This is a genomic window from Rickettsia endosymbiont of Urophora cardui, assembly GCF_964030725.1.
Lineage (GTDB): Bacteria > Pseudomonadota > Alphaproteobacteria > Rickettsiales > Rickettsiaceae > Rickettsia.
This window is the reverse complement of the sequence record NZ_CAXIPY010000002.1, coordinates 158218-171981: the sequence shown is the minus strand read 5'-3', so window position 1 is coordinate 171981 and position 13764 is coordinate 158218. Positions and strand designations below refer to the sequence as shown.

Below are 13764 nucleotides of genomic sequence, written 5' to 3'. Positions count from 1 at the left end.
ATCTTCTATCCTTTGTAAATACTTACTTCCAAACCTAGATTAATCCAGAATTCAGGTTTATAGTACCTATTTTATTAATAAGAGAGGTTTATGATGAGCAAAAAAATAATTTTAACTTTGAGCATCTGTTCTATTATTTCCTTTAATAGTTATGCTTTTAATGAGTCCACTACTACGGATAAGGTCCAAAGTGAAAATACACAAACAAATAAAATCTCTCATATTAATATGCAAAATCTTCACAAGCTAGCAATATCATTAAAAGATGAGAGTTTTGCCAATAAAATATTAGCATATTCTGACTATTTCATAGGCAAGCCTTATGATACAGAAATAGGCACAAATTTAATTATTTGGGATAAGAATAGAGATAAAAATGAGCTAATCAACCTAGAAACTTTTGACTGTTTTAGCTATATAGAAATGGTTATAGCATTAGCAGAAATAAAAGAACCAAATACGGATTCTGTAAAATTTAAAGAGCAGCTTGCAGAAGCTCTAGCAAAAATTATGTTTCCTTCTGACGATATATCATATGTTAACAGAAGTCATTTCATGGATGAGTGGCTAAAGAATAATAGTAAATATCTTACAATGGAAAATGTATTTGCAAATCTTCCATATGCTAAAGTTAAAACTGCGATGATTAATAAAGCAGGTCTACTTGAAACACAAATTAATAATTATATTAAAGATAATGTATCTACAGATGAATGCTTTTCATTTGGTGAAAAATATAATCAGATAAAATCCATCAAATCTTTTAAATCTGATATTAGTTATATAAGCTTTACTGATTTCTTAGATCATGAGCAGGATCTGACAAAGCAATTTGCAGGAAAAATATATCTTATGGTTATGACAATGGACAACCCAAAACTATTAGAGCTAACAAAATCAGAACATAATATAGCTCACGTTGGGTTTGTATTTACCAAAAACGACAAACTTTATTTTAGGCATGCAACCCCAGTAGGTCCTAAAAAAATTGTTGAAGTGTCTTTAGAAGAATATGCAACTGGTAAAAAAGAAAGTAAAATCTTTACAGGCTTTACTTTATTCAGTTTAGAGCAGAAAGATAACCCTCTTAATAAATAAAAATCAACTTAAAAAAAAGCAAGAAGCATCTAGATTTTTGACCTCAGCGTACGTTTTACTGAAGTTTTGACAAAAAGATAGCCAAACTTATAAGTTATGATATAAATACGCTCAAATCTGAAGTTTTGACAAAAAATTTTTATTAAAAAAAAGTGGCGAGTGTATCAATCTATAATTTGTATTATATATCAAATAATTTACTTTAAATTGTAGAAATATCGCTTTTAAGCTGATAAAAGCACTAAATATTTAACTTTAAATATAAATTTTTACTTTAGTCAGAAAAATTAGAATTTTTGTCAAAACTTCAGTTTATAAGAAGGTTTGCCTGAACCTTGATTCTGTACATGGTAAATTCCAGTATTAATTAAGCCAGATTTATATTTTCTTCCCATACCTCATTGGGTGTTTTATAACCGAGCACTTTTCTTGGTAAATGATTTAAAAAATCCTCAATTTCTTGTAATTGCTTTATTGTTAATTTTTTTATATTTAAAGATTTAGAGTATACTCTGTGCACCATTGAGTTAATCTTCTCTATCAATGGTTTTTGCCATGGAGAATAAGGATTGCAAAAATATACTTTGGCTCTGTCTCATCAATTGTGTAAATTTCGTGAACCATTAAATTCTACCATCAAATTTGATCATAAAATGGGCTCTGTCTCATCAATTGTGTAAATTTCGTGAACCATTAAATTCTACCATCAAATTTGATCATAAAATGAGCCATAGCTTCATTCCAATTGGGGATAGGCATAGACCATTTTTTGGTAATATAATCAATTGTCAGATATAAAACCTTAAATACTGCGTCATCATTTGGAAAGATGCGTTTATTCTTAGTAACTTTTCTCAATTGGCTATTCAGCGATTCTATCGCATTTGTAGTGTAAATAATCTTACGAATCTCCTTTGGATATTGCAAGAAAATTATCAAATTATCCCAATTATTATACCAAGATTTAGCTATATGCGGATATTGCTTACTCCATTTTTGATCAAATGACTCAAGAGCTAATTCTGCTTCTTTTTCAGTAGCAGAAGTATAGATTAGTTTCAAATCCGCTGCTAATTGCTTTCTATCTTTATATGATACATATTTGAGGCTATTCCTGATCTGATGGACAATACAAATTTGATGTTCAGTTTTCGGATATACTGATGCAATAGCATCAGACATACCAGTTAGATTATCACTACAAGCAATTAAGATATCTTTTACTCCTCGATTCTTCATTTCAGTAAAATTACCGAGCCAAAATTTAGCTCCTTCATTCTCACTTATCCATAAGCCTAAAATATCCTTTCTGCCAGATAAATCTATTCCTAAAGCTACATATACTGATTGGAAAGTTCTATAATTAATCTCTCAGGGTTTAATTCCCCGAAGCTCTGCTTCGTGATATCATAAGAAACAACTAAAACTTTTTTAGATACCTCGTAGCTCTGCTGCGAGGAGCATCATTTAAATATAGATATATCATGGCTCATTTAACGATAGATGAAAGATTTAAAATATACGAAATGAATAAGAGTGGTTATAGCTCGCGATATATAGGGACAAAGATTGGCCGTGATAAAAGCACTATATGTTATGAACTCAAGAGAATGAGGCATAATTATAGACCAGATAGGGCTAACACACTTGCTTGCAGTTTAAGGCAAGGTAAGAGAAAAAGAAAATTAGATATTGATAATAATTTACGAGCAGAAATAATAAAGCAGTTAACACAGGGTATTTCACCAGATATAATTTCAGGTAGACGTAAACTATCACGAGATACTGTCAATATTTCTACAGAGAGTATATACCAGTTTATTTATACATCTCCTATAGCACAAAGGCAAAAATTATATTTATCTTTAGCAAGAAAAAGGAAAAATAGGTTGCATCATGGTACAAGAATCAGAAACAAAAGAATTACAATACCAAATCGAGTTTCCATTACTGAAAGACCAGAGATAAATAGAAAGATAGCAGCAATAGGTCATTTAGAAGGTGATTTAACTTTTAACAAAGGTAATCAAAGTCGTAATATAGGCGCTCTTGTGGATATCAGAACACAAAAAGTGTTTCTCACTTTAAACCGTTCAAAAAGAACACAAGATGTGATTGGTAACATGAATAAAAAACTTAAACAATTGTCGCATATAATCAAAAGCATAACGTTAGATAATGGCAAAGAATTTACCAATCATGAACAACTATTGCCAAAATCTGAACGAAAAGTATATTTTTGCAATCCTTATTCTCCATGGCAAAAACCATTGATAGAGAAGATTAACTCAATGGTGCACAGAGTATACTCTAAATCTTTAGATATAAAAAAATTAACAATAAAGCAATTACAAGAAATTGAGGATTTTTTAAATAATTTACCAAGAAAAGTGCTCGGTTATAAAACACCCAATGAGGTATGGGAAGAAAATATAAATCTGGCTTAAATGATGCTCCTCGCAGCAGAGCTACGAGGTATCTAAAAAAGTTTTAGTTGTTTCTTATGATATCACGAAGCAGAGCTTCGGGGAATTAAACCCTGAGAGATTAATACTGGAATTTACCGGATTTAGATCTGGTGAATATGTGAGTAAATACAAAAACTATGGTAAAAACCTTTTCGCGTTAGCTATATGATATCACGAAGCAGAGCTTCGGGGAATTAAACCCTGAGAGATTAATTATGTTTTTATCCTGATGTCATACCGTAGCTTGTCCGGCTTTGTTGTATGGATCGAAAAACACCTTATTATGTCATTCCCGCGTAGGCGGGAATCCAGAGTAAAGCGAGATAAATCGAGCTTTTAGCTTTAAAAATTTATCGTTTTTAAAACTTTTAGTTACTGGATTCCCGCCTACGCGGGAATGACATCAAAGCCATGCAACAAAGCCAAAATGACAAATAATTACATTTAAAAATTTTATGGAAATTCACACTCAAAAAATTGTTGATACAAAAATATCTAAATTGAATAAGCTATTAAATGATATAACTGATTCTAACAAGCATCAAGAAATACTAAATAGTGATGATGCCCTAGGTAATGAATCATGGTAACTAACTTAAAAAATAAATATAAAAATTAACACAAACAGAATAATAATTATGGATATAACTACTGAGGATTTAAACCACGATGACCATCACACTCCGCACGGCTGGAAGAGGTGGCTGTTTTCTACTAATCACAAGGATATCGGCATTATGTATATCATATTTGCCATATTTGCCGGAATTGTCGGCGGGTTGTTTTCGCTGCTGTTTAGGCTAGAACTTGCAATGCCAGGTGGTACTTTCCTAAATCATGATTTCCAGCTATATAATGTGCTGATTACTGCCCATGCGGTGATTATGGTGTTTTTCATGATTATGCCGGCTTTGTTCGGTGGTTTCGGTAATTACTTTGTACCTTTACTAATAGGTGCTCCCGATATGGCATTCCCACGCCTCAACAATATCAGTTTCTGGCTGCTAGTTCCAGCTTTCATCCTACTTATGGGGTCAGCTTTTGTTGATGGCGGACCAGGAACAGGCTGGACGCTCTACCCTCCTTTAAGTAGTATAAGCGGACATCCAGGAGCAGCGGTTGATATGGCTATTTTCAGTCTGCATTTAACAGGACTTTCATCAATACTTGGCTCAATCAACTTAATCGTTACTATCTTTAATATGAGAGCACCCGGGATGGGACTATTCAAAATGCCATTATTTGTCTGGTCTATTTTAGTTACTGCATTCTTGATAATTTTAGCTATGCCAGTGCTTGGCGGAGCTATTACTATGTTACTTACCGATCGTAATTTCGGTACTACTTTCTTTAAAACTGATGGTGGTGGTGATCCAGTATTATTTCAGCACTTATTTTGGTTTTTTGGTCACCCTGAAGTATATATCGTAATACTTCCAGGTTTTGGTATTGTAAGCCAAGTTATCTCTACTTTCTCACGTAAACCAATATTTGGCTATCAAGGCATGGTCGGAGCTATGGTAATAATCGGCTTTGTCGGGTTTATTGTATGGGCTCACCATATGTTTACAGTTGGACTTTCTTACAACGCACTTATATATTTCACTGCCGGCACAATGATTATCGCAATTCCAACAGGTATCAAAATATTTAGCTGGATCGCAACTATGTGGGGTGGTTCAATTACTTTCCCAACGCCTATGCTATTCTCTATAGGATTTATTATATTATTCACGATTGGTGGTGTAACTGGCATAATCTTATCAAACTCGGCACTTGATAGAGTTCTACACGATACATATTATGTTGTGGCACATTTCCATTATACGATGTCGCTCGGTGCTTTATTTACGGCATTTGCTGGCTTTTACTATTGGTTCGGTAAAATATCAGGCAAGCAATATCCTGAGATCTTAGGCAAAATCCATTTCTGGATTACTTTTGTCGGTGTTAATCTAACTTTCTTTCCGCAACATTTCTTAGGGCTTGCAGGTATGCCAAGAAGAATACCAGACTACCCTGCAGCTTTTGCCGGTTGGAATATGGTTTCATCGATAGGGGCAGGGATTTCTATGGCAGCTGCTTTATATTTCGTGTTTATCGTTTTCTATACGTTGAAATATGGCAAAGACTGTCTAAATAACCCTTGGGGTGATGGAGCTGATACGCTTGAGTGGACACTTACCTCCCCTCCTCCATTTCATACATTTGAAACACCACCGCATATTGAGGAATAATTTATGATTCTCAGAAGATTTTTTGTTTTCCTGATTGATAAAATTATAATTGGAATATTGCTATCATTGACTATAGCATTTGTAAAAGACACTATAATAGAAATTGCTTTATTTTTTATTATTTCAGGATTTTATTTTTCTTACCTAGAATCTTCAAAAATACAAGCCTCTATTGGGAAAAAATTACTAGATTTAAAAGTAGTTCATCAAAAGGGAACTACTCTTAAAGGTAGTGAAGCATTTATTAGATTTATCACTTTTTATGTGATTAAAACAGTTAAAAGTAAAGCATGTGGGAATATATTATCCACTAAAATATGAAATTAACCTCCTTGAAATATTAAATATTCATCATGAAATAAAATATTGTGCTTATAATTATAATGATGAATTAGTTTTAGGGAGTTTTAAAACTTTAGAACCGATAAATAATGATTTCTATAAACCAGAATTGATAATTGTTCCAGGTCTGGCATTTAGTAAAGATGGCTATAGACTTGGTTACGGTAAAGGACATTTTGATCGATACCTAAATAATAATAAAGATATATTAACTGTCGGTGTTTGTTTAAAAAAACAAGTTATAGATAACTTTCCTGTTGAATTACATGATCAGAAACTTAATTTTATTATTGCTATATGAAAAACATGAATAGAAAACCTATAATAGGAATTACTCCTGATTTAGCTCAAAATTGTGAAAAATATACTTATGCCGCCTTTCCTTGGTATGCATTACGTAAGAATTATACCGATGCAATAATTGAAGCTGGCGGCGTCCCTATGTTACTGCCATACCAAGCTGAAACAATAGATCATCTCATGGATTTTATTGATGGTGTTATATTACCTGGCGGTGATGAAGATATACACCCTAAATTTTATGAGCCTGAATATGCTGAAGATGTAGTAATTTCTAATGAAGAGCGTGATAATTTTGAAATATTAATTTTAAAGAAATCGTTAGAAAAAAATATACCTGTTTTAGGAATATGCCGAGGAATGCAACTAATAAATGTTGTTCTAGGCGGCACTCTTATTAAGCATATTCCAGATTATATTGCAGAGACAAAACAGCCTATAATCATAAACCATACACAGCCTCATCCTAAAAATATAGTCTCGCATGCAATTAGTATAAAGCCAAATACTAAGCTTGCTAAAATGGCAAATAATAAGCTGAGCACAATGGTTAACTCAGCTCACCATCAAGCCATTAAACAAATTGGTAATAATCTTATTATATCAGCAAAAGCAGAAGACGGTATTATAGAAGCAATAGAATCAACAAACCATAAATTTCTTATCGGCGTACAGTGGCATCCTGAATATGTCAATGATAATGGCATAGACCTAATTCTATTCAAAGAGCTAATAAAAGCTAGTAGTAGTATATTGTAAATTGTCTTTTTCCATTATAAAGTCTCTCCGCCAAAACTCTAAAAGCCTTATAGGCAATAGGGTTTTAAGGCAAAAATGCATAGTAAAATCCATAAGAAAATGAAAGGTTTTATATGAAAAGCTTATGGAAATACGAAAAAATGGCAATGAGAACATTGAGTACATTTTGAGAAATAGTGTGTTTTTTCATAGAAAAATTTAAAATTAGCCCTCAAAATTAGAGTAATTTGCTCTAAAATCGCACTATTTTTGGAAATTAGTGACACAAGTGATATTTTTTAGAGTTTTGGCGGACGGACTATAAAAGTATCTCATATATATACTGAGATGTAGGAGTATTTATAAGTACTTTTATCTGCATAACAATAACTCTAAGTTAATAAAACTGAAGTTTTGACAAAATCCTTTCCATAAGGAGGGAAAGTTCTATAATTAATCTCTCAGGGTTTAATTCCCCGAAGCTCTGCTTCGTGATATCATAAGAAACAACTAAAACTTTTTTAGATACCTCGTAGCTCTGCTGCGAGGAGCATCATTTAAATATAGATATATCATGGCTCATTTAACGATAGATGAAAGATTTAAAATATACGAAATGAATAAGAGTGGTTATAGCTCGCGATATATAGGGACAAAGATTGGCCGTGATAAAAGCACTATATGTTATGAACTCAAGAGAATGAGGCATAATTATAGACCAGATAGGGCTAACACACTTGCTTGCAGTTTAAGGCAAGGTAAGAGAAAAAGAAAATTAGATATTGATAATAATTTACGAGTAGAAATAATAAAGCAGTTAACACAGGGTATTTCACCAGATATAATTTCAGGTAGACGTAAACTATCACTAGATACTGTCAATATTTCTACAGAGAGTATATACCAGTTTATTTATACGATAGTGGACTAATGGTATGGACCTCCTGATATAGAGAATGAAAAGCAGTTGCTAATCTTCTAGGGTTAATATTTAACATATTAAAACAACAATTAAGGAGGTCCATATGGAGGTTACTACAATTGGTATAGATATTGCAAAAAGAATTTTTCAAATTCATGGTGTAGATAAAAATGGCAAGACAGTATTAAAGAAAAAATTGATGAGAGATCAGGTTTTGACATTTATGGCTAATTTACCACAATGTTTAGTAGGGATGGAAGCTTGTGGTGGTTCTAGTTATTGGGCAAGAGAAATAACTAAATTAGGGCATGAAGTAAAACTAATGGCACCGCAATTTGTCAAACCATATGTTAAAACTAATAAAAATGATCAAGCAGATGCTGAAGCGATATGTGAAGCCGTGACAAGACCTAATATGAGATTTGTTGCAATTAAAACTATAGAGCAACAAGAAATTTTATCAATACATAGGGTAAGAGAGAGATTGGTAAAAAATCGTACAGCACTTGCTAATGAAATTAGGGGGCTACTACATGAGTTTGGTTTTATTGTTCCTCAAGGCATTAATAAGGTTATCACAAAATTAATTGAGATTTTAGATGCAGGGAAATTAAGCCAGTTAAGTTATCAAACATTTAGTGAACTAAAAGAAGAATTCTTAGATAATAACAGAAAAATAAAAGAGATAGAAAAACGATTAACAATGATAGCAAGTAACCTAACTCAATATCAACGATTAAGAGCTATACCTGGTCTTGGTTTAATTACTGCTACTGCTTTAATAGCATCAATAGGTAATGCTACAAGTTTTGAGAATGGCAGGCAATTATCGGCATGGCTAGGATTAGTGCCAAGACAACATTCAAGTGGTGGGAAGGATAAGCTGCTGGGAATTAGCAAGCGAGGTGATGTATACTTACGCACTTTATTAATTCAAGGGGCTAGAGCTGTACTAAATGCCAAGATAAGATTTACATCGGAAGAACAGAAATCTAAAAAAGATTTTAGCCAATTTACGAAATGGATGTTTAATTTATCTGAGCGAAGTAGCCATAATAAAACGACAGTTGCCATAGCTAATAAGTTGGCAAGAGTGGTGTTTGCTGTACTAAGATCAGGAGATGATTATGTAGAGAGTAAAGTTTGTAGCTAAAGAGTGTGTAGCATAGCACTTATAAGTAAAATAAATGGTGATTTATATAATGAATAGGTAAAAGCAAAACAATATGTAAGAGATTCCAACCCGAAATATGCTTGAGATAATTAATATTGATGGTAAATAAGACAAACCTTAGCTTACAAAAAAACTGCGTTTTTCAGTGGCTCTTTTAGAAGCCGATGGACTGATAAGTATATAGTTTGTAAGCCAGCGAATTCCATCAGGGCTGTAGCAGGAGTTTCGCACTTAGCAAAGTTGCGAATCAGTTAAAAGCCATCTGATATTGTTTTGAATTGATGTTTTTATAACTTCCCAAGTTTGTTGATATAAAGTAATGTTTTCATTTATCCTCCTTTTATTCATATCAAGCCAGGCAAATACTGCAAGGCAAATATGATTTCTTTGACTCGGCCCGTGCGTGCCTGACAGCGTTCAATACCACAAGTTTGTTTTAATTCTCGATGATAAACCTCTATAGACCAACGTGCCTTAACAATTTTCTCTATTTGCTCACGTGTGGGATTTTCCAAGTTCGTTGTTATGTAATCAATGCGACCATTCTTTGCCACAAACTTAAATACCGTAACCCAACCGTATCCACGTAGGTGAATTTTTAGCCCCTCATCGGGTATCTCTAAACTTTCCAAGCTAACATTATGATTAACTTTTCTATTTTTCCTTAGGGTGGTAACCCATAGCCAGCCTAAATTACGTATATGTTTTAAATTCTCCAACCCGCTATACCAAGCATCCATGACTATGGCATCAGGATTGAGACCTCTTTCTTTAGCTAAAGTAAGCATATCACAAAAATGCTCATTCTTTGTTTTACCATCAGTGTCTTTATCATATATTCTATAATCTACGGGAGTAGATTGAGCAATTTTAGTATTGTAATGTAGTAAGTTTACCATTCCTATACCAGGTATAACATCATGTACAGCTCCAGAATATTGATAACGTACAAGCTCAATCTTCTGACTGTATTGCTTTGATAATAAGGTGTCATCCCCCACTAATAAACACGGTGCTTCCCAATCTATATATTTTGACACTTCCTTATAGATTTCGCTAGGACGAAAATCCTTACTCTTTAACCATCGACTTGCACTATCGTGAGATAGATCTACTGGACTCACTTCAGATAATGCCTTGCTAGTATATCTGACACTACTTGCTTGTAAAAATGATTTATATAAGTCCTTGCTACATTTTGTTCTTGTCATTTTTATCTAAAACTATTTTTCTCTAGATTAACATACTTTTTGCTAAGTGCGAAACTCCTGTCAGGGTTTAATTCCCCGAAGCTCTGCTTCGTGATATCATAAGAAACAACTAAAACTTTTTTAGATACCTCGTAGCTCTGCTGCGAGGAGCATCATTAAAAAGCTAGCATTACCCAATAATATTAGTGAGTATAAACCAGCAATATTAGACAAAATTGCTACAGTTTTTGATACATTATGTACCCAAATAGAATAAATAAATTTTGTTATTACTAAAAAAGTATAAAAAAATTGGAATACATTTCTCCTTATGGAAAGGATTTTGTCAAAACTTCAGTTGATTATCTCTATCATATAATAACGTCATAGAGTAAGCTAGTACGCTGAAAATGCAAATATATAAAATAGGGAATAGGGTAAAATTATATTTTTTTATTACCAATAGACATACATAATTAGCAGTACCAGACATTAGCATCGAGCCTATAGTATGCCCAAAACTTATGACACGATAACGCTCTCTAACTGCAAAAGATTTAATAACCACACTATGAGCAAGAGCGTTAAACGGAGCAACTGAAGCAGCTAGCATTAAACTAGCAAAAAGCCCTAAATTGGTCATTTGATACTCTACCGCTATCGTAAAAATTATACTTGCTGTAATGGTAGATATGAGGGCAGTTTTTAATACTATATTAACACGGATACGATCGGCAATAAATCCGGCGATTGGCATAAAAACAGCAAAGCATAATACTACTAATACCGAAAAGGAACTCATTATAACGCCGGTTGCAGGCAGCACAAGCGGTAAATATTGCTTCATGAAAATGATTGCAATTTGATATGTTGCTCCAAAACCTCCTGCTAAAAATATGAGAGGCAAAATATTCTTCCATTGTTTTCTAATCAAAACATTAAATTTTTGAATAGAATTATTACCACCAGCTTTTTTAAATTCAGGTGTCTCATCGAATTTCTGACGATAATAAAGAGTTACAAGCCCCAATGGTACGCTCAATAAAAATGGAATACGCCAACTCCAATCAGGAAAAATATGTGCATTAAAGAAGTTGGTTACCCCAATTCCCGATAATAATCCAATAACTCCTGTACATCTAGTGATAGCTGAAGCTGTAAATTGGTATTTTGGACCTAAATGTTCAATAACATAAATTGCAGCACCATCATACTCACCTGCAATAAATATGCCTTGCATAAAACGGCATAAAACAAGGATTATCGTACTCCAAACTCCAAGGGTAGAGTAGTCAGGTAATAACCCTATTATTAAGGTGGGAATTATAATACCGATAATTGTAAAGCTAAGGGCTTTTTTTCTGCCATATTTATCACCTATACGTCCAAATATATAAGCTCCAAGAGGCTTTGACAGATATGCAACAGCATATACAGCAAAAACATTTACAAGTTTTGTTAATTGATCCGTATCAGGGGAAAAGAATTTTTCAGCAATAATTGCAGCAGAAAATCCGTATAGGCTGTAGTCGTAATATTCAATGATGGTACCTAAAAAAGCACCAAGCACTTTATTAGCAGATTTTTTTTGTTTCATTTTAGAGGTGTATACTTTTTTCTTTTAAAAGTAATATTTCATACTCCTAAAAGAAGATTATAATGTAGGTAGACGAAGTTTTATTTGGAAAAGAGAAATCGACTTTGAAGCTTATAACCGCAGCGTACATACTAGTATAGTAGCGGATTATAAGCAAAAAGTAACGCCGCCAATTTTTCAAATAAAACGAGTATACATGACCGCTTTAGTCGTTACTTAAAATCCTTCAAAGACCTTTATGTAAAGGTGGACTTCATATATCTAAACTTAAATGAGTATTAGACAGGGACGATGTCCTAAAGTTAGTGGTAGTCCTAGGCTAATATTAAGCTCACGAACCAAGCAGCCAAACGTTAATATATCACTTTTCCATCTTGCGTGCAAGGTTTTCTAGATAACCTGCTATAGTGGATAAAGTTTCTGCAAATTTTTCGGCTCTGTTTCATCAATTGTGTAAATTTCGTGAGCCATTAAATCCTACCATCAAATTTGATCATAAAATGAGCCATAGCGTCATTCCAATTGGGGATAGGCATAGACCATTTTTTGGTAATATAATCAATTGTCAGATATAAAACCTTAAATACTGCGTCATCATTTGGAAAGATGCGTTTATTCTTAGTAACTTTTCTCAATTGGCTATTCAGCGATTCTATCGCATTTGTAGTGTAAATAATCTTACGAATCTCCTTTGGATATTGCCAGAAAATTATCAAATTATCCCAATTATTATACCAAGATTTAGCTATATGCGGATATTGCTTACTCCATTTTTGATCAAATGACTCAAGAGCTAATTCTGCTTCTTTTTCAGTAGCAGAAGTATAGATTAGTTTCAAATCCGCTGCTAATTGCTTTCTATCTTTATATGATACATATTTGAGGCTATGCCTGATCTGATGGACAATACAAATTTGATGTTCAGTTTTCGGGTATACTGATGCAATAGCATCAGACATACCAGTTAGATTATCACTACAAGCAATTAAGATATCTTTTACTCCTCTATTTTTCATCTCAGTAAAATTACCAAGCCAAAATTTAGCTCCTTCATTCTCACTTATCCATAAGCCTAAAATATCCTTTCTGCCAGATAAATCTATTCCTAAAGCTACATATACTGATTTATTAATAATAAGTTTATCTTGTCTTACTTTCACTACTAAACAGTCAAAATATACTATAGGGTATACTGATTCAAGAGGTCTACTCTGCCAAATCTTGACCTCATCTATTACTTCATCTGTAATCCTGCTGATTAGGCTCTCACTGATCTCAGCTCCATATAATTCTTGCAATTGTGTTTTAATATCAGACACACTCATACCCTTCGCATATAAGGATATTATCTTTTGGTCTAAGCCATCTATTCTTGTTTGTTTCTTTGAGACTATTATAGGTTCAAATTTACCTTGTCTGTCTCTTGGAACATTTATCTCTATAGTACCATTCTCACTAATCAGATTCTTACTAAAACTACCATTCCTCGCATTCTCAGTTTCAGCTCTATCATACTTGCTATAACCTAAATGTTCTGACATCTCAGCATGCAGTGCTCGCTCTAAAATACCCTTGGTTAATCTCTCAGGGTTTAATTCCCCGAAGCTCTGCTTCGTGATATCATAAGAAACAACTAAAACTTTTTTAGATACCTCGCAGCAGAGCTACGAACCTGAATTCTGGATTAATCTAGGTTTG

General features: G+C 33.2%; 8 protein-coding genes, 1 other RNA gene and 6 pseudogenes. 8 read left to right on the top strand and 7 right to left on the bottom strand.

Annotated elements, in window-relative coordinates; translation table 11 throughout:
* Window positions 1–90: 90 nt before the first annotated feature.
* Window positions 91–1098: an N-acetylmuramoyl-L-alanine amidase-like domain-containing protein gene (locus AAHI98_RS02255; protein WP_342224920.1), complete on the top strand. Its 1008-nt coding sequence runs from the start codon at window positions 91–93 to the stop codon at window positions 1096–1098.
* 367 nt (window positions 1099–1465) lie between these two features.
* Here the strand turns inward: AAHI98_RS02255 and AAHI98_RS02250 are convergent.
* Together AAHI98_RS02250 and AAHI98_RS02245 are read right to left on the bottom strand one after the other, a co-directional pair.
* Window positions 1466–1684: pseudogene (locus AAHI98_RS02250) on the bottom strand (transposase); the annotation flags it as partial.
* Window positions 1685–1791: 107 nt separating this feature from the next.
* A pseudogene (locus AAHI98_RS02245) lies at window positions 1792–2448 on the bottom strand (IS256 family transposase); the annotation flags it as partial.
* A gap of 134 nt (window positions 2449–2582) precedes the next feature.
* Between AAHI98_RS02245 and AAHI98_RS02240 the strand changes: the two are divergent.
* The 7 genes and pseudogenes from AAHI98_RS02240 to AAHI98_RS02210 all read left to right on the top strand — a co-directional run bounded on the left by AAHI98_RS02240 (window position 2583) and on the right by AAHI98_RS02210 (window position 9258).
* Entirely contained in the window at window positions 2583–3545 is a 963-nt protein-coding gene (locus tag AAHI98_RS02240; protein ID WP_342224646.1) for an IS30 family transposase, read from the top strand.
* Window positions 3546–4204: 659 nt separating this feature from the next.
* Window positions 4205–5803 carry a cytochrome c oxidase subunit I gene (gene ctaD / locus AAHI98_RS02235; RefSeq protein ID WP_342224918.1) on the top strand — a complete coding sequence of 533 codons (1599 nt, stop codon included), beginning with the start codon at window positions 4205–4207 and terminating at the stop codon, window positions 5801–5803.
* A gap of 3 nt (window positions 5804–5806) precedes the next feature.
* On the top strand, window positions 5807–6124 hold the full coding sequence (locus AAHI98_RS02230; RefSeq protein ID WP_342224917.1) for an RDD family protein: 318 nt from the start codon (window positions 5807–5809) through the stop codon (window positions 6122–6124).
* Window positions 6072–6446, top strand: a pseudogene (locus tag AAHI98_RS02225) (5-formyltetrahydrofolate cyclo-ligase); the annotation flags it as partial. The gene AAHI98_RS02230 and the pseudogene AAHI98_RS02225, both read left to right, overlap by 53 nt.
* 5 nt (window positions 6447–6451) lie before the next feature.
* Window positions 6452–7204, top strand: coding sequence for a gamma-glutamyl-gamma-aminobutyrate hydrolase family protein (locus tag AAHI98_RS02220; RefSeq protein WP_342224972.1), 753 nt, complete (start codon window positions 6452–6454; stop codon window positions 7202–7204).
* 553 nt (window positions 7205–7757) lie between these two features.
* Window positions 7758–8102 (top strand): annotated as a pseudogene (locus tag AAHI98_RS02215) (transposase); the annotation flags it as partial.
* A gap of 106 nt (window positions 8103–8208) precedes the next feature.
* Window positions 8209–9258 carry an IS110 family RNA-guided transposase gene (locus tag AAHI98_RS02210; RefSeq protein ID WP_342224642.1) on the top strand — a complete coding sequence of 350 codons (1050 nt, stop codon included), beginning with the start codon at window positions 8209–8211 and terminating at the stop codon, window positions 9256–9258.
* Between the two features lie 252 nt (window positions 9259–9510).
* On the opposite strand, the pseudogene AAHI98_RS02205 reads toward AAHI98_RS02210, so the two are convergent.
* From AAHI98_RS02205 to AAHI98_RS02190, 5 genes and pseudogenes are all read right to left on the bottom strand, one after another.
* A pseudogene (locus AAHI98_RS02205) lies at window positions 9511–10490 on the bottom strand (IS701 family transposase).
* A gap of 325 nt (window positions 10491–10815) precedes the next feature.
* Window positions 10816–12066 carry an MFS transporter gene (locus AAHI98_RS02200; RefSeq protein WP_342224914.1) on the bottom strand — a complete coding sequence of 417 codons (1251 nt, stop codon included), beginning with the start codon at window positions 12064–12066 and terminating at the stop codon, window positions 10816–10818.
* A 193-nt stretch (window positions 12067–12259) separates the two neighbouring features.
* Window positions 12260–12418, bottom strand: a non-coding RNA gene (ssrS, locus tag AAHI98_RS18420) — 6S RNA.
* Window positions 12419–12427: 9 nt separating this feature from the next.
* A pseudogene (locus AAHI98_RS02195) lies at window positions 12428–12499 on the bottom strand (cell division protein ZapA); the annotation flags it as partial.
* Window positions 12500–12536: 37 nt separating this feature from the next.
* Window positions 12537–13685, bottom strand: a complete 1149-nt coding sequence (locus AAHI98_RS02190; RefSeq protein WP_342224971.1) for an IS256 family transposase — start codon at window positions 13683–13685, stop codon at window positions 12537–12539.
* Window positions 13686–13764: the final 79 nt, after the last annotated feature.

What these genes read in the sequence shown, in the direction of transcription:
- AAHI98_RS02230 (WP_342224917.1), top strand. Translation starts at nt 5,807, where the DNA reads ATGATTCTCAGAAGATTTTTTGTTTTCCTGATTGATAAAATTATAATT.
- AAHI98_RS02200 (WP_342224914.1), bottom strand. Translation starts at nt 12,066, where the DNA reads ATGAAACAAAAAAAATCTGCTAATAAAGTGCTTGGTGCTTTTTTAGGT.
- AAHI98_RS02240 (WP_342224646.1), top strand. Translation starts at nt 2,583, where the DNA reads ATGGCTCATTTAACGATAGATGAAAGATTTAAAATATACGAAATGAAT.
- AAHI98_RS02255 (WP_342224920.1), top strand. Translation starts at nt 91, where the DNA reads ATGATGAGCAAAAAAATAATTTTAACTTTGAGCATCTGTTCTATTATT.
- AAHI98_RS02220 (WP_342224972.1), top strand. Translation starts at nt 6,452, where the DNA reads ATGAATAGAAAACCTATAATAGGAATTACTCCTGATTTAGCTCAAAAT.
- AAHI98_RS02210 (WP_342224642.1), top strand. Translation starts at nt 8,209, where the DNA reads ATGGAGGTTACTACAATTGGTATAGATATTGCAAAAAGAATTTTTCAA.
- ctaD (WP_342224918.1), top strand. Translation starts at nt 4,205, where the DNA reads ATGGATATAACTACTGAGGATTTAAACCACGATGACCATCACACTCCG.